This window comes from Paraburkholderia sp. GAS41 (assembly GCF_050436545.1).
Lineage (GTDB): Bacteria > Pseudomonadota > Gammaproteobacteria > Burkholderiales > Burkholderiaceae > Paraburkholderia.
This window is the reverse complement of sequence record NZ_JBNDMK010000011.1, coordinates 167,611-182,910: the sequence shown is the minus strand read 5'-3', so window position 1 is coordinate 182,910 and position 15,300 is coordinate 167,611. Positions and strand designations below refer to the sequence as shown.

Sequence of the window (15,300 nt, the reverse complement as noted above, 5' to 3'; positions counted from 1 at the left end):
TGCTACAACAAAATCGCCTTTAAATACTATTAATAGTACTATTGGTGATGGATCGCATGACGAACTCCGGATAGGAGTTGTGACCGGGATGCCGGATAATCGCGGTCGTTTCGACAATGAAGAGCGCCGGAAGACGGCGGGGAGAGCACTTATTCAGCACGATCTGCACGGGCGCGTCGCCCATCTGCTGGCCACCGCCATTCTGCGCGGCGACTACGCGCCGGAGACTATCCTGCCGCGCGAAGCCGAACTCATGGAGACCTTCGGCGTGAGCCGCACCGTGCTCAGGGAGGCGCTACGCACGCTGACATCCAAGGGGTTGATCGAGTCGCGTCCACGGGTCGGCACGCGGGTGCGTTCGCGCGAAGCATGGAACCTGCTCGATGTGGACGTGCTTGACTGGTACTCGCGCGTGGCCGAACCGATGGCCTTCGCCCTCAAGCTGCAGGAAATGCGCGAGATGATCGAGCCGTACGCGGCGGGACTGGCGGCGGCCTCGCATGGCAGCGAGACGTTCGCCGCGCTCGAAGCGGCGCATGCGGCGATGGTGGCGGCGCGCAATGTCGACGAGTGGGTGCGTGCCGATCTGCGCTTTCATCTGAGCGTGCTGACGGCGTGCAGCAACGAATTGCTGATTCCGCTGGGCACGTTGATCGAGCGCACGCTCGAAGCCCAGTTGCGCCTCAACGCGCGGCGCGCGGAGGTCTACAACGCATCGCTCGCCGAACATACGGCGGTGTTCGAAGCCATCCGCGCCCGCGACGCGGCAGGCGCGCAGCAAGCCATGGCCGGCTTGCTCGGCGTGACGCGGCGGCGGATCGAAAGCTGACCGCGCGGTGTGCCGGCGGGCTATCCGGCTAGTCCATCGCCGCGTGGGCGACCGAAGCGTCCGGCGCTTTGTGCGACGGACGAATCAACAGCAACAGCGGCACCACCAGCAGCGTGGCCACGAACATCAGCTTGAAGTCGTTGAGATACGCGATCATCGCAGCCTGTTGAGTGATGGAAGCGTTCATCACCGCGATGTCGTAGCGCGATCCGTGCTCCAGCATGGGCTGCATGAGCGGATTGAAAATATTGACGTTCGCGGCCAGGTCCGCATGGGCGACCTGGGTGCCGCGCGTCATGAGCGTCTGCACGATAGAAATGCCGATACTGCTGCCGATATTGCGCATCAGGCTGTAGGTTGCGGTGCCGTCGGCGCGCAGCGCGGGCGAGAGGGTGGAAAACGTCAATGCGCTCAGCGGCACGAAGACAAGACCGAGTCCGAAGCCCTGGATCACGCCCGGCCACACGATATCCGAGGCGGACAGCACGATCGTGTAGTTCATCATCTGCCACAGGGCGAATGCGGAGATCAGGAACCCCGCGAGCAACATCAGGCGTGCGTCGATGTGCTTCAGCAGACGTCCCGCGCACAGCATGGCGATCATCGTGCCGGCGCCGCTGGGTGCCGTGACCAGACCGGTCGTCGCGACAGGATAGTTCATCAGGGTCTGCAACATCGGCGGCAGGAGCGCCCGCGTCGCGTACATCACCGCGCCGATCACGAAGATGAAGAACGTGCCGGTGGCGAAATTAGGGTCTTTCAGCAGCTCGTATTTGAAGAACGAGAGCTTGCCGACCGTCGCCGTATGCGCGAGAAAGAACGCGAAGCTGATGGACGCCAGCAGCGCCTCGATCACGATCTCGTTCGAGCCGAACCAGTCGAGCTGCTCGCCGCGGTCGAGCATGGCCTGCAATGCGCCGATCGCCAGAGCCAGCGTCGCAAAACCGAAGGCGTCGAACTTGACGTCATGACGCGGTGCCTTGCTCGGCAGAAACGTCAGGACCCCGAAGAGCGCGAACGCGCCGATCGGCAGGTTGATGAAGAACACCCAGCGCCAGTTATAGCTGTCAGTGAGCCAGCCTCCGAGCGTCGGCCCGAGAATCGGCCCGACCATCACGCCCATGCCCCACACGGCCATGGCCTGGCCCTGCTTCTCGCGCGGATTGATGTCGAGCAGGATGGACTGGGACAGCGGCACCAGCGACGCTCCAAAAATCCCCTGCAACAGGCGCGACGCGACGATCTGGGTCAGCGTTTCAGACAGACCGCACAGTGCCGAGGCGATGGTGAAGCCGGCAATTGAAAACGCCAGCAGCCGCTTGACGCTGACACGGTCGGACAGCCAGCCGGTGAGCGGCGTGGCGATCGCGGCGGCGACGATATACGACGTCAACACCCAGGTGATTTCGTCCTGCGACGCGGACAGTGTGCCCTGCATGTGCGGCAGCGCCACGTTCGCGATGGTGCTGTCGAGCGTCTGCATCAAGGTGGCGAGCATGATCGACACGGTGATCATGGGCCGGTTCAGCGCGACAGCGGAATTCCCGGACATTGAGGGCGACGACATGGGCAAACCGCGCAGGCGGCGAGTGGGAATTGTGGTCTGAATGGATAATAAGCATGCTTAGTATATAGATGACGGCGCCGCGCGAATACCAGGAACTGTACGGGTACGACGCAAGGTGAACTGGCGTGGGTCGCGGCTTTTGTTCGGTGCCTGCTTAGCAAGGGCTTTCGTATAATCACCCGATGACAACCCAATTCGAAGAGCGCTTCGGCTTCCTGATTTCGGACGTGGGCCGCCTGACCGGCAAGCGCTTCGACGATCTCGCCAGATCAACGGTCGCTTTGACGCGCGCGCAATGTCGCGTGCTGGCTTATCTCGCGCACTACGGCGACGTCAATCAGGCGCGTCTGGCGGACCTGCTGGAAGTCGCGCCGATTTCGGCCGGACGTCTGCTGGACCGCATGGAGGAAGGCGGGTGGATCGAGCGCGGAAGTAATCCGGAGGACCGCCGCGAGCGGCAGGTGCGCATGACGCCCAAAGCGGAGCGCGCGCTCGGCAAGGCGCGCAAGGTCGGTGACGAAGTGGCCGCGGAGGGCTTGAGCGGCTTCACTGACGACGAGGCGAAACAGTTGATCGCCTTGCTGCAACGGGTGCGAGGCAATCTCAGCAAGATTGTGGATCGCTGAGAGAGAGGGCGGGCGCGGTGCGGGCGGCGGACTAATTTCTTGCGCGTTCGTCCACGCAGGAGGGAAGCGTCCCTGCTACATCCAGAGTTTGCGCGGGACGGGCAGCCACCGTGCAGCCGGCGGCGCAGGCACGTTCGTTCCGTGTCGGGGAGCCGCCAGACGCTTCATCAGTAATGAATCGATGACGGACTCCAGCTTTTCAAGTTCGACCGGCTTGCTCATGAACACATTCCAGAGCGCCGATTGTTCCGCGGGCGGCGTCCGGCCCGACGCCATCACCACCGGAATCTGGGCGAGCGCCGGATAGCATTTCAGCCGCTGGCACAATTCCACGCCGTCGGTGCCGGGCATATTCCAGTCGGTGACGATCAGATCAGGGAGATATCGGCTCGCCTGCACGAGTGCTGCGTTGCCGTCTGCCGCGACGATCACGTGATAGCCGCGCTCTTGCAGCACGAGCCTGAACAGCCAGAGCGAATCGATCTCGTCGTCGACGAGCAGGATAGTGGACATGATTGCGACCTGGGATGCCTACCGGGGTGTCTACCCGCGATTCCGCAACAACCATGCCGCCAGGCGGACCGTCCGCTTGCGGCGCGCTGATCGTCAGTCCGTCTGCGCAATCAGGCGTGCCAATTGATCTCCCGACACCGGTTTGGCCACGTGACCGTCGAAACCGGCTTCCGTGGCGGCTTGCCTGTCGGCCTCGCTTGCGTAGCCGGTCAGCGCGATCAGGCGGGTCTTGGCGAGAGCCGCGTTGCTGCGCAGGAGGCGTGCGAGTTGCATGCCGCTCATGTCCGGCATGGAGACGTCGATCAACGCGAGGTCCGGGACAAAATTTTCAATCGTGGCCAACGCGTCCGCGCCGCTATACGCGGTCCGGACAGTATGCCCGTCCATCTCCAGCAACATGGCGAGGGCGTCAATGGCATCGGCCTGATCGTCGACGAGGAGGATCTGTTTGATGATTTGCGTCATTCCGTAGGAGTAGATCAGTCGGATGGAGAGGCGCTAGCGCCAGAGTTTTTGCATCAGTGCGAGGAGTGCGACCGGCGGTGTGCCTTTACGGCAGTAACCGTCGAAGTTATGGCGCGCGGTGCCGGTTTCGCGGACATGGTCGTCGTCGAGCGATGTGAAGGCCACGATGGCGAGATTCTTCGTAGGCAGATACGCGCGCAATGCCTGCGCGGTTTCGAAGCCGTCGCGCTCGGGCATCATGATGTCGAGCACGACTACATCCGGAACCCAGTCCCGTACGCAGCGCAGCGCTTCGCCGCAGCCGATGGCGGTGCGCGTTTCCACGCCTTCGTACGATAGATAGGTCGCAAGCGCTTCGGCGGCGTTAGCGTTGTCGTCGACCACCAGCACGCGAGGATGCGCATTCAGCACGCGAATCTTGCGTGCGCTCCAGGTTTGACAGAGGGACTGGACTTGGCTCAATTCGTGAACACCTCGTAGTGCAGGGCCGTAAGCGGGCATATCGCAGGGGCAGCAAGCCGCATGCCACGACGGCACGAACGCGCAGGACGGTGTCTAGAACGTCCGGCACTTCGCCGTCTGGTGCTGGCCGCGCACAGCGTACCGGGCCGATTCAGGGGCGCGTAAGCGCTCAAACTGGAGATCGGTTACCTTTGCAGAGTTGTTCGATCGTAGTCAGAAACATTGTCATCGGCGCGGGCTTTTGCAGGCAGGCATTCCACGTTTGCACCTCTTCGGCACAGGGCGGCGCGGCTGAATGGACGAGGATCGGTACGCGGGCGAGATCGGGGTGGGCCTTCAGTTGGCGGCATAATTCGGCGCCGCCCATCAAGGGCATCATCCAGTCCGTGATTACCAGATCCGGGACGTTTTGCTTTAGACGCTCCAGCGCTTCGAAACCGTTGCGTGCACAACAGACCGTATAACCTGCGTCGAGCAGAATGATCTGCCAGGCCGCGAGAATTTCCGGTTCGTCATCCACAAGCAGAATCGAGTGCATTTGCAATGGCCAGTTCGTAAGCGTCGTCCAACCGTTAATGACATGCAAAAGCCGTTCCACTGCGATGGGTTCGACCATAATGACGTCTTTCGGGCGGCCCCCGCGAGACCTGCGAGTGGCTGCCGAACCCATGCTGCACAGGATTGTGCGAGAGCCTGGCCCGACCGGATGGCTCGCGGATTGCCGGACGGAGGCGTGATTTTCGGGCGGCGCGGGCTGTATTCGATACGCGCAATGTCGATCCCTGTTGTAAAAACGTTACTCACAAAGTGGCCGTTATGACCGACACACCCAAAGGGCCCCTGCGCGGGTTCGCCGATTTTCTCCGCAATGAGCAGGTCCGTTTGACCGGGCAATGGATGAGACAGGTTTTCGGCGACGAAGACCTGATCGAGGCCGACAAGCTCACGTACGAGCAGCTCGCGGATCATCTCCCGGAGATTCTCCATGGACTGTGCGCGGCGCTCGACGCGGAGGATCTCGAGCAGGTCGAACCGGCCATCGAGCGCAACGCGCGCATGCACGGGCTGGTGCGCTGGCGGCAGGGTTACCGGATCGAGGAACTGGTGCGTGAGCTCGATCTGTTTCATCAGACGTTGGCCGACGCCCTCGACGCATTCGCCGACAACGAAAGCGGGTTCACGCGTCGCCACGAGAAACGGGCGCGGCGTCTGATTGCCGAAGCGCTGAGCTTTGTCACCTTGACGTCGATACGCGAGGTGGTGAGCGAGCGCGACCGGAAAATCGACGAGTACACCGGCAAGCTCGAACGCGCCAATCACGAATTGAAGCTGAACCAACGCCTCGTCAGCGATCTCCATGAGTCGCGCATGCAGATCACCCGCAGCGTCGTGCATGACCTGCGCAATTTCCTGAATGCGTTCTCGGTGGCTTTGGCGCTGGTCGCACGTGCGCCGGCCAAGGCGGAGACCGCGTTGACGCTGGCAAACCGGCAGGCCACGGATATGAAGCAACTGGTCGATCAGATGGTGGAGTATTCGGTCGTGCTGGGCGATAACACGTCGCCGGTAGTGGAGCCGTTCGATGTGAAGACGCTGTTCGATGAACTGGTCACTTCGTGCCGGCCCGCTATCGAAGCGAAGGGCTTGCGTCTGAAAGCGGATTTCGACACCCGCCTCGTCTCGGTGACCTCGAATCGCCTCAAGGTGAAGCAGGTTGCGCTCAATCTGCTGTCGAACGCGACCAAGTACACGGACGCGGGCGAAATCGAGTTGGCCATCAGCAGTGCGGGAGACGACGAGTGGTCGATGCGCGTCTCCGATACCGGTACCGGGATTGCGGCTTCCGATGCGGAGCGGGTGTTCGATGAGTTCGAGCGCGCGGCTGGCGACGATATACCGGGAACCGGGCTGGGTCTTGCGATCGTCAAGGAACTCTGCCGGGTTCTGCATGGGCAGATCCGCTTCGAGTCGCGTGAAGGCAGCGGTACGACGTTTGAGATTCGCTTTCCGCGTGAGCCTGGAGTGGCTAGATAGGGGGCGAAAAACGCTTCCCGCTTAACTGGATGACGGCAGCATCGTGGATAGGAATCCGAAATGGATTCGAACTTGCGGCGCCGTTATTGAGGTAGGACGGCTCGGGGTATGAATGTCTGTTCTCGATGCGGTTACTGCTGGGGCGGCACCGTCGAGTCATACGGCTGTACCAGCTCTGAACATGGGAACTCGCCGCTTGCCGAACCTGTTTTTGCATCCACGACAGGGTGGGTCTCATGGCAGGCAAACACGCTCGCATCCTTTTGCAGGTAGTAGACGGTAGTCAGTTGGCTCGGACTGCCTGATGACGCGGCGTGGTCCACCGCAACAAGTTTGTAGCCACTCTGGATCAGGGTCGCGAATGTAGTCGAGGTCTCTTTCCATTGCATGTCCGGCGCCGCGTAGGCGGATAGGGCGGCGAGGGAGAGAACGGCAGTGGCGGCGAGATTCTTCATTCGTGGGTTTTATCCAAGTAAGGTGTTCATAGTCGACAGATGGGGCGGGGCGAAGGTTCACTTTGAAGCGAGCCGGCCGGTCTACATCAGACGGCGGTAATCGATACCGGAACGGTTCTTGAAGAAGCGCGGGTTGCCGGTTCATGAGATGGACCATGAACGGGTTGCCGGCGGGGAAAACAAAAAAGCCGCTGTCCTTTCGGAACAGCGGCTTTCTCTTGAAACTGGTGGCGAATCAGGGATTCGACAGAATCGAGCCCGGTTCATCGCTAAGCCTTTGATTTAAAAGACGTCGACTGTGTCTTGCTGACGCGCCGGTGGCGAATGTGCTGCACCTTTGTGAATGGATGTTGGTTCATATTAGCTGACATCGTCATTGCCGACAAAACTGCATTGGCGTCCTAGACTCTCGATCGCGGAGCAATGGCGCTCCGCCGGTTCTGTGATGAAAGGACATAATGAAAAAACCAATGGTCAGTAAAGTGGTCGCTCTTTCGATGCTTATCGGCACCGGCTCAGTTGCGCATGCGTTCGATACCGCTCAAGAGTCGCGAAAGCTGGAGCTTTGTCGCGCAGCTGGTAACTTGGCCGAAACTGGCTACCAGAATCGCGGCACCTATAACCCAAGCCCACTCGATGAAGAGATCAAACAGAGTGGCATTGGTGGAATTATGGAGTTCGCATACGACTATGGCCACGACGAGGCCGCTGATCAGCGAGACGCTCACATGGTTGCATTCGGCAAGTGCATAGACAACATAGAGCACGCTGCACGTCGCAGTCCGGGTAACTACATGACCGAGGACGAGGTCCGGCAATAAAACCTAGCGTTGAAAGGGAAGCGGAGCTATAAGGAGTGCAGGTTTTTTCACCCAATTGAGACAGCCTATGCCACCACCGCTCTAGGCGGGGTCTAGGACATCCGTTCTCCAAGGATAGTTCCACGACGGCGTCAAGCTCGGTTGTGACCAAAGAAATCCACGCGTTCTTGGTCGGGTGGTCACATCAATTCCCCGGGACCAGACTACAGCTGATTTCACTGCACAACCGAGCACGGATCGATGCGCGAAATGATCCCGGCGAGAGCGCTCCGCCGGTATCATGGCGGGATCATTTCGGTTCAACCGCGTCCAATAAGAGTGGGGCGGCTTGGTCCGCTATGTCGCGAGAGCGTTTTCAGACGAACATCGGGAGCGCTCGTTGCGTAGCGATTACGCTCATGACGGGGATGCGCAAATGGGGTTGGCAAACGATATCGAGGACGTTCGCAGCGGCATCAAAGCAGGGAGATTCACTAACGAGGCGTCAGTTTCCCAAGGCATAGTCCTTCGATTGTTAAATTCGCTTTCGTGGCAGACATACGATACTCGCGTGGTATGTCCAGAATATTCACTGTCCGGTCGCCGCGTTGACTACGCGCTTTGTCATCCAGCCGGAAGACCGATTGCGTTCATCGAGGTCAAGCAGATCGGGCAGAGCGATCGAGCGGAGCGTCAGCTATTCGAATATGCGTTCCACGTTGGAGTTCCGATGGCAATCCTGACGGATGGACAAGAGTGGAACTTCTTCTTGCCCGGTGAACAGGGAGATTATGGGGAGCGGCGCGTATATAAGTTGGACATAGTCGAGCGTGACATTCCGACATGCGTAGCTCGGCTCGAACGCTACTTGAAACACGAATTCGTCGCCTCCGGGGCGGCTCTAGATGCAGCGAGAGAAGACTACCGCAACGTTGCCAAGGAGCGGCAGATCGTCGCCGCACTGCCGGACGCATGGGAACGACTCGTGTCCGACGAAGATGAATTGCTTCTGGAAATAGTCGCTGACCGTGTGGAGAATCTTTGTGGGTTCAAACCCGACCCGGATACCGTGGCAAAGTGGCTGAAGCAACGGTTAGCGAGCGCAGCGCCGCGAAGGGAGATCGGGGCAGTTCGTGAGCAGCCTTCGTTTCCTCAAAAATCGACCAAAACACTGGCTTTTGCCCCGCCGACTACGAGCGCTTCAGGCAACCGAGTAACTCGTCAACCCGCATCGCCTTCGTCCTCCGTCGGTTTTGTGCTTGATGGGCGGCACTATCCAGGCCGAAACGCGTGCGACGTGATGGTTCAGGTATTCGAGGCAATGGTGCTGAAGGACGTGTCATTTGCCGAAAGGTTCGCGGCGTTGCCGAAGCACGGGCGGACTCGTCGATATCTGGCGCGCACGGCGGACGAACTTTACCCGGGGCGTCCAGACCTTTGCCGGGAGCATTCAATCAAGTTGAAAACCGGTTGGTGGGTAAGCACGAATCACAGCCGCGCTACGATCAGCCGAATTATCGAAATGGCATGCGACGTAGTCGGCTTGCGATTCGGCTCTGATCTAGCCGTCAATTTGGGTGAATAAGTGACGCGCTCTGCGAAGACCTTCGCTCGTGACGATCCGACTTGCAGTCTGCTTCTTTCTCCTCTTGTGTTTAATGCATTTAAATCCTTCGGGTAGGTGAGGTGCAAAGCTCCCCCTAACCCCAGGCGAGAGCGTTGGGGTTAGATGGTGCGCCTGACCGACCCGAAGGCAAGCCTTCGGTATAGGTTCCGTTCTTCCTCAGTCATAGCCACAGCTGTGTGTTGAGCGGTCGAGTGGACTGAGGTCCGGCGCCCGTCGATCGCTCTCACTGACACGGCCTGCGGCGACCCTTTCGAGCCAGCTCCGCCGTTGGGATTGCGTCAGATTCCTTCTATCCCGATGCAGTTGAACTGCAGCCGCGCCCGAACGTATGGATGCCGATAAAGCGCGACGCAACGTTATAACATGCGACGCAATGAAAGCTCAACGCCATGTCCCGGAGTAACTATCACTTACGCGAGAAGTATTTTAGAGGATTCACTCTAGCCTCAATCTATCGTTAAGCCCTGCTCCAGTGAGAGTGTTGCGGAAACCCCGGAAAGGCTATCAGTAGCCTTGGCCTGCTTATTTGGTAGTCCTACGATCACAACCTCTTACACATCATCGGGAGGTTTACATGATCGTTGGCTACGCACGCACGTCGACTCGCGAGCAGGTTGCCGGATTTGAAGCGCAAATACGAGCGTTAGAGGCCGCTGGTTGTGAGCGGGTCTACCGTGAGCAGGTTAGTGCTCTCAAGAGTCGCCTGCAGCTCGCTACAGCGCTTGAATTCGTTCGAGACGGGGACACGTTCGTTGTGACCAAGCTGGACCGCTTGGCTCGCTCGATGACCCATCTGTGCGAGCTTGTGGAGGTGTTGAAGACCAAGGACGTCACCTTGAAGATTCTGTCCATGGGCCTCGATAGCAGCTCACCGACCGGAACCCTGATGTTGAACATGCTCGGGGCGATTGCGCAGTTCGAACGGGAAATGATGCTGGAGCGTCAGCTTGATGGGATCGCTGCCGCTAAAGCAGCAGGGCGATACAAGGGGCGCAAACCTACCGCCCAAGCGAAGGCAAAAGACGTGACGCGACTGATTGCAGAGGGACTTACTCGCAAGGACGTCGCTACCCGGCTGGGGATTGGCGTGGCGTCCGTCTACCGGATCCTCGCCAATTCCACGGAAAAACAAACGCATGCGGGAAGTTAATGCAAGTGCCTTTATTCATGCCCGATCGGTTGCGCTGCGCCATTTTTGTATCTTGACGAGTGGCTCGGCAGACCGAAGAAGTGGCTGCCGAGGGCGTCGCGCTGGCCTTATGCTGCATAGTATCCTATGCGCACCGCTCTACGCTCACCCCAAAGCGACATGAACACAGCCCCTACACCACGATTCCAGATGGTCCGCATCCAGATTGCCGGATGGCTCTATAAAGTCTGGAATCTTGCGCGAGTCAAGGTTGGAAAAAAAGCGAACGACTTACGAAGCATTTGCATCGTATTTCTAGATCGAAAGATAAGAACAATGAATGGGAATTTTCTTATATATGGGAAGCGGGTAGAGGATGACGCATTGATAGGATACATAATCAACAAATTGATCATGACGCCCTGTTCAGAAGCGCAATTTGATGCTGCACTCGAACGACAATCACTAACAGGCAAGCTTATTATCCAGTGCGAACAGAACTCGGACATTCAACGTGTTCTGGCAATCTACTTTTCGTCGCTCGCCTTTATTCACAACATACTTGGCAACGAGGCAGATGGGGAAAAATACACAGCATTATCAGCGCATCACATGCCCTCGTTTGCACCGCTGCAGCCAAAAGACATTCAAAAGCAATACAGAAAAATCGTCAAGCAAACGAGAGCGATCTATAACGAAGTGGCTGAGCGATCAGCAATCAAATTTAGCCCAAGCGCGGCTAGTATCACCTCGGGATTCGGCATTGTCTCTGGGGTAATGATTGTGGCAGGGATTATATACACGAGCACATTGTTAGGTTCGATTGGTATAAAGACCAGTCTGTTTTTCAGCATATCGGACTATCTTTCTACTGCCCTTGATCAGATCAGACTCGCGATGGTCTCTGTTGCACTTTCTGTAGGGATGGTTTTTATGGAATTTCGTAGCGCCAGCATACAGCTCCCACGCACACGAACCAGCAAAAGAGCGAATATAGAGCGAGCCTTTTATCTAGCCATTATTCTATCTCTCATGGCAAGTGTAGCTTTTCACGCATGGAAGGGTGAAGTTGATCGAGACGGAATCGTGGCATTAGGGACAATTTTTGCATATAAAGTATCAAACAAGCTTTGTAATTGGTTCTTCCGCCCTAATGCAATCACCTTCATATACATTTCCGCGATCCTCGTATTCACTGCAAACACAACTGGATCACTATTAAAAGAAATAAATGACATTAAAAAAGGAAAATGGGAAAGTAGGGAAAAAATAACAATAGTCCCCAAACCGGATTCAAAAATAAAGACTGCCACGCTCATCCTAATCGATGCAAATTCAAATTACCTATTTGCAATAGATAAAAATTCGCACATCGCAACAGTCATCCCAAAAGACCAGATAGCCGAATTCGAAATCAAATAAGTCCAACAACCTGAGAGAACTAAAATGGGCATCAACTTGGCAATCATCGCTGGCGTCACAGATTATCCAAATGAGATCGGCGCGCTACCCGCATGCAAAAACGATGTCGACATCATGCAGCAGTTAATTGCAGGAACTGGGAAATTTTCCGAAATACACACGATCCCATCCGATGACGGGAAAGCGGTCAAGGCGCGAATAGCCGACATCGTCGCGAGATTTAAGAATGAGGAAATAGATGATCTATTCTTTTATTTTACGGGGCATGGAGAGTTCGTCGACGGAGAGTTTCGCTATTTAATGCGAGATTATTCTCGATCGAAACCTGCTCAAACGTCATTGTCAAATACAGAGCTAGATAATTTTTTGAGAAGCTTGCAGCCAAAATTAACCATTAAGGTTGTCGATGCATGCTACTCCGGTATGCCTTATATCAAGGATGGTTCCAATTTTAGCGATTATATGAAAGCGGCTACCGAGGCAACTTTCTCCAAATGTTACTTTCTCTTCAGCTCCCAAAGTGATCAAACTTCATGGGCCGGAGAAAACATAAGTGATTTTACAAAAGCATTCGTAAATGCTGTAGCAAATTCCGCTTTGGACTCGATTCGTTATGGCGATGTTATCGATACGATTTCTGATGCATTTCAGACTGCATCACAACAACGCCCGCTATTTGTGGTTCAGGCGGATTTTACGGAGATACTTGGAAATTTCTCGGAAACCGTAAGAATGGCCCTGAAAGAGCGGCTGATCGGCCTTTATGTCACGCCGACCGCACAGCAACCCGGAGCGAAAAAAATGTCATTGGCAGAACGTATTCGTGATTCGGCTCAAGAATACGTGTCAATGGATGATGCAATTTCCGTGATTGAAAACCTAAAAATCAATCTTTCTAAATTTAAACTTTCCGCCGATATTGCTTTATTTTTTTCCACGAGCGCGGAATCTCAAGATAGCTACCGTTCTGTTCCATCTCCAGAGGCTCTTGGAAAATGGTTGTCGAAATCAGATGGACAATATTTTGCCACTCCGATTTATGAGACTGAGACTTATGAGGTAGAGGCAAGCGATATTTTTTCGCTCATGTCCATTCAGAACGGTGGCCAGCGAAAGATGACCACGAAAACGAGACGTGTTATAGCGGGGGTAAATACGCAACTGCAGGGACTTCCCTTCGTTTCATTTTTCATCCTGCTTGACCCAAATTCACCGAATCTGACGCAATATGGCGGATGGCTTACTTATTTTTTGTCGAAAACAACCCTTCAGGCATTTTATTGCTTTTCTGTATTTAAGGAGGTAAATTGGGGAGAATATCGACCTGGGAAAACATCGGAGTGGGAGTCGGTTAATTGCAAATTGTCCGAGACCAGGGACGCATCGGCAATATCTGAGTCTTTCCTCGCAAAATTGGAAGAATTTGTCGAGAAAGACGTCATAGAGCGACTCGGGCTTGAACAACAGGAAATGGGCAGTAGCGGCGAGGCGCCCGTATTGTCTGCGCCCGAAGATGCGTAACATAAGGGCCGGCCATCCGCCCTTATACAAGAGTCAATTGCTGACAGGCTTGCTGGCCCTCCACCTGCGGTTGGTCTGTCAGGAGGGTTCGATTCTCAGCGCCCGCTCCAGGTCAAGGTGCTAGCCTGACACCGAAATGCCGATCGCAAACGAGCATCCTATTCGGCGCGCAGCTCATGGTCTGTTACTCAACCTGAACCGATCCATGTGCCTGCTGCCGGGGCACGTTTACAAGAGCAGGGCTGCGTAAGGAGCAAGTGCGGTCTCTACGGTCTCCGAAAGGGCGTTATGGTTGTATCGAAGCTTCGCGTATGTCTGCGAGTTCATGCCTCCAAACGCCTGCCCTTGTAGGGTGGAGCGATATTCCTCGGTCACCTTGGCAACCGCCAACGTGTTTGCGAATGTGTGCCGCATGCTGTGGAAGTAGGTCTGAGTGCCACTAGGGAGGTGGCCGCCGTCCCGGAGTTCCTTCATCCTGTCGCCGCCCCACTTGGTGATCTTGTGGCTCCACTTGATGCCGTCGCCTGCTGTCTTGCCGACATGCGGTTCCCATCCTGATTCGAAGGGGCGAACATATCCGGCGTTGCGCTGCTTCGTCAGGTAATCAATGAAGCCGTGTCGCACTAGAGCGCTATGAATCGGGACATTCCGCCAGCTGGATAGCTTCTTAAGTGATTTGCGGAGCACGCCGTCAGCATCTTCGGTCTCCGCAAACACCAGATACCAAACGCCGGTCTCCTTGTCGTGCTTCAGGTCGGTGTGCATGTTGACCTGGGCTAGCTCTTCGACGCGACAGCCCAGAAAAGCTGTTGCCACCGTCACCCAATACTTGTGGGGTTCGGTCACCCGGTAGCCCGCCGTATGGTCGAAGATCGCGCGCAGTTGGTCGAGCGAGTGCGCGTCGCGGTCCAGCGCCGCGGGCGCGGTGCGCTTTGGCTTCAACGTTGCAGCGGTGAGTTGTGGCAAACCCTTTCGGATGCGATGCCAGTTCAGGAACGCGCCGATAGTCGTGATGTAACCGATCTTGGTTTTGTCGTGCCGGGCGTTGTCGGCAAGTATAGTTTCCGCCAGCTTCACAAAACCGGCTTGGTCAATATCGAAGAGTGGGGTTGGGCCGCCCGCGTATTCCACCAGGTAGGCAAGTTTGGTCTTGTAGGCGGCACGTGTTGTCGGCTTTATATCTGCCTTTGTCATGTATTCAGCAACACCCTCGGCCAGAGTCGGGCCGGGGTTTTCTCTTGCCCTCTGGGCGTCTTGGAGTCTTGCGGGCTCTCGGAGTGCAGCCAAGCCCGCTACGGCCGTTTCAAGGGCTTTCTGTGCGGCTTCATGCTCGCCAGGCTCAGCTTCGATTCTGACGGCTTGCGGAAGCCCACGGAGGTCGAGCTTAATCTCGACCATGTAGTCGGTCTGAATGGTGTTGGGCTTCGGCATGGCGCGAAGTGAGGCGAAAAGTCGATCGGTCTGTGCCGCAAGGGCGCGGGCACGAATTATCGCCTCACGCCGGTCGGATGTGTCGAGCGATTTATAAATCTGGCGCTGTCGGATCGAGTCAAATAGGTCTGCGGGCACGCGCCGCCGAAAGTAGAAGACAGAATCGTGTCGTGATTTTTGCAGGAAGTTCGCCGTCATGGTGGGCCTGTGCTGCACGTTTGTGCTGCACCCGACACCGGCGCGATAAAACAAAAGCCCCTGATTCTTTCGAATCAAGGGCTTCCGTTGAAACTGGTGGCGAATCAGGGATTCGAACCCCGGACCTGCGGATTATGATTCCGTCGCTCTAACCGGCTGAGCTAATTCGCCTAAAGAAGAAGCGAGATTATGAAGATGGTGGCGGGCGCTGTCAACCCCCG

15 protein-coding genes and 1 tRNA gene are annotated in these 15,300 nt (G+C 56.6%); 8 read left to right on the top strand and 8 right to left on the bottom strand.

The window, feature by feature from the left end; translation table 11 throughout:
• Positions 1–88 precede the first annotated feature (88 nt).
• Entirely contained in the window at positions 89–829 is a 741-nt protein-coding gene (locus P3T43_RS17465) for a FadR/GntR family transcriptional regulator (RefSeq protein WP_429282288.1), read from the top strand.
• Between the two features lie 28 nt (positions 830–857).
• Here the strand turns inward: P3T43_RS17465 and P3T43_RS17460 are convergent, their stop codons facing one another.
• A complete protein-coding gene (locus tag P3T43_RS17460) occupies positions 858–2,396 on the bottom strand; it encodes a DHA2 family efflux MFS transporter permease subunit (RefSeq protein ID WP_429282287.1) in 1,539 nt (512 codons plus the stop codon).
• A 182-nt stretch (positions 2,397–2,578) separates the two neighbouring features.
• On the opposite strand from P3T43_RS17460, the gene P3T43_RS17455 reads away from it, so the two are divergent.
• Positions 2,579–3,022, top strand: a complete 444-nt coding sequence (locus P3T43_RS17455) for a MarR family winged helix-turn-helix transcriptional regulator (protein ID WP_429282286.1) — start codon at positions 2,579–2,581, stop codon at positions 3,020–3,022.
• 75 nt (positions 3,023–3,097) lie between these two features.
• On the opposite strand, the gene P3T43_RS17450 is transcribed toward P3T43_RS17455, so the two are convergent.
• The 4 genes from P3T43_RS17450 to P3T43_RS17435 all read right to left on the bottom strand — a co-directional run bounded on the left by P3T43_RS17450 (position 3,098) and on the right by P3T43_RS17435 (position 5,078).
• Positions 3,098–3,535, bottom strand: coding sequence for a response regulator (locus P3T43_RS17450; protein ID WP_429282285.1), 438 nt, complete (start codon positions 3,533–3,535; stop codon positions 3,098–3,100).
• Positions 3,536–3,628: 93 nt separating this feature from the next.
• On the bottom strand, positions 3,629–4,000 hold the full coding sequence (locus tag P3T43_RS17445) for a response regulator (RefSeq protein ID WP_429282284.1): 372 nt from the start codon (positions 3,998–4,000) through the stop codon (positions 3,629–3,631).
• A 33-nt stretch (positions 4,001–4,033) separates the two neighbouring features.
• Entirely contained in the window at positions 4,034–4,417 is a 384-nt protein-coding gene (locus P3T43_RS17440; protein WP_429282321.1) for a response regulator, read from the bottom strand.
• A gap of 214 nt (positions 4,418–4,631) precedes the next feature.
• Positions 4,632–5,078 (bottom strand): response regulator, encoded by a 447-nt coding sequence (locus P3T43_RS17435; protein ID WP_429282283.1) that lies wholly within the window; start codon positions 5,076–5,078, stop codon positions 4,632–4,634.
• A gap of 200 nt (positions 5,079–5,278) precedes the next feature.
• On the opposite strand from P3T43_RS17435, the gene P3T43_RS17430 reads away from it, so the two are divergent.
• Positions 5,279–6,496 (top strand): sensor histidine kinase, encoded by a 1,218-nt coding sequence (locus tag P3T43_RS17430; protein WP_429282282.1) that lies wholly within the window; start codon positions 5,279–5,281, stop codon positions 6,494–6,496.
• Between the two features lie 131 nt (positions 6,497–6,627).
• Here the strand turns inward: P3T43_RS17430 and P3T43_RS17425 are convergent, their stop codons facing one another.
• A complete protein-coding gene (locus tag P3T43_RS17425) occupies positions 6,628–6,951 on the bottom strand; it encodes a hypothetical protein (RefSeq protein WP_429282281.1) in 324 nt (107 codons plus the stop codon).
• A gap of 458 nt (positions 6,952–7,409) precedes the next feature.
• Here P3T43_RS17425 and P3T43_RS17420 point away from each other — a divergent pair, with 458 nt between their 5' ends.
• From P3T43_RS17420 to P3T43_RS17400, 5 genes are all read left to right on the top strand, one after another.
• Complete coding sequence (locus tag P3T43_RS17420) at positions 7,410–7,772, top strand: hypothetical protein (protein WP_429282280.1); 363 nt, start codon at positions 7,410–7,412, stop codon at positions 7,770–7,772.
• A 379-nt stretch (positions 7,773–8,151) separates the two neighbouring features.
• The gene (locus P3T43_RS17415; protein ID WP_429282279.1) at positions 8,152–9,336 is read left to right on the top strand and encodes a type I restriction endonuclease; all 1,185 of its coding nucleotides are present in this window, start codon (positions 8,152–8,154) and stop codon (positions 9,334–9,336) included.
• A gap of 616 nt (positions 9,337–9,952) precedes the next feature.
• The gene (locus P3T43_RS17410) at positions 9,953–10,528 is read left to right on the top strand and encodes a recombinase family protein (RefSeq protein WP_429282278.1); all 576 of its coding nucleotides are present in this window, start codon (positions 9,953–9,955) and stop codon (positions 10,526–10,528) included.
• Between the two features lie 189 nt (positions 10,529–10,717).
• Positions 10,718–11,929 carry a hypothetical protein gene (locus P3T43_RS17405; protein WP_429282277.1) on the top strand — a complete coding sequence of 404 codons (1,212 nt, stop codon included), beginning with the start codon at positions 10,718–10,720 and terminating at the stop codon, positions 11,927–11,929.
• Positions 11,930–11,953: 24 nt separating this feature from the next.
• On the top strand, positions 11,954–13,450 hold the full coding sequence (locus P3T43_RS17400) for a caspase family protein (protein ID WP_429282276.1): 1,497 nt from the start codon (positions 11,954–11,956) through the stop codon (positions 13,448–13,450).
• A 228-nt stretch (positions 13,451–13,678) separates the two neighbouring features.
• Here the strand turns inward: P3T43_RS17400 and P3T43_RS17395 are convergent, their stop codons facing one another.
• Together P3T43_RS17395 and P3T43_RS17390 are read right to left on the bottom strand one after the other, a co-directional pair.
• The gene (locus P3T43_RS17395) at positions 13,679–15,157 is read right to left on the bottom strand and encodes a DUF6538 domain-containing protein (protein ID WP_429282275.1); all 1,479 of its coding nucleotides are present in this window, start codon (positions 15,155–15,157) and stop codon (positions 13,679–13,681) included.
• Positions 15,158–15,173: 16 nt separating this feature from the next.
• A tRNA-Met gene (locus P3T43_RS17390) sits at positions 15,174–15,250 on the bottom strand.
• Positions 15,251–15,300 lie beyond the last annotated feature (50 nt).

Coding starts and splice junctions, on each gene's coding strand:
- P3T43_RS17430 (WP_429282282.1), top strand. CDS start 5,279: ATGACCGACACACCCAAAGGGCCCCTGCGCGGGTTCGCCGATTTTCTC.
- P3T43_RS17435 (WP_429282283.1), bottom strand. CDS start 5,078: ATGGTCGAACCCATCGCAGTGGAACGGCTTTTGCATGTCATTAACGGT.
- P3T43_RS17450 (WP_429282285.1), bottom strand. CDS start 3,535: ATGTCCACTATCCTGCTCGTCGACGACGAGATCGATTCGCTCTGGCTG.
- P3T43_RS17455 (WP_429282286.1), top strand. CDS start 2,579: ATGACAACCCAATTCGAAGAGCGCTTCGGCTTCCTGATTTCGGACGTG.
- P3T43_RS17405 (WP_429282277.1), top strand. CDS start 10,718: ATGGTCCGCATCCAGATTGCCGGATGGCTCTATAAAGTCTGGAATCTT.
- P3T43_RS17465 (WP_429282288.1), top strand. CDS start 89: ATGCCGGATAATCGCGGTCGTTTCGACAATGAAGAGCGCCGGAAGACG.
- P3T43_RS17420 (WP_429282280.1), top strand. CDS start 7,410: ATGAAAAAACCAATGGTCAGTAAAGTGGTCGCTCTTTCGATGCTTATC.
- P3T43_RS17425 (WP_429282281.1), bottom strand. CDS start 6,951: ATGAAGAATCTCGCCGCCACTGCCGTTCTCTCCCTCGCCGCCCTATCC.
- P3T43_RS17460 (WP_429282287.1), bottom strand. CDS start 2,396: ATGTCGTCGCCCTCAATGTCCGGGAATTCCGCTGTCGCGCTGAACCGG.
- P3T43_RS17410 (WP_429282278.1), top strand. CDS start 9,953: ATGATCGTTGGCTACGCACGCACGTCGACTCGCGAGCAGGTTGCCGGA.
- P3T43_RS17445 (WP_429282284.1), bottom strand. CDS start 4,000: ATGACGCAAATCATCAAACAGATCCTCCTCGTCGACGATCAGGCCGAT.
- P3T43_RS17400 (WP_429282276.1), top strand. CDS start 11,954: ATGGGCATCAACTTGGCAATCATCGCTGGCGTCACAGATTATCCAAAT.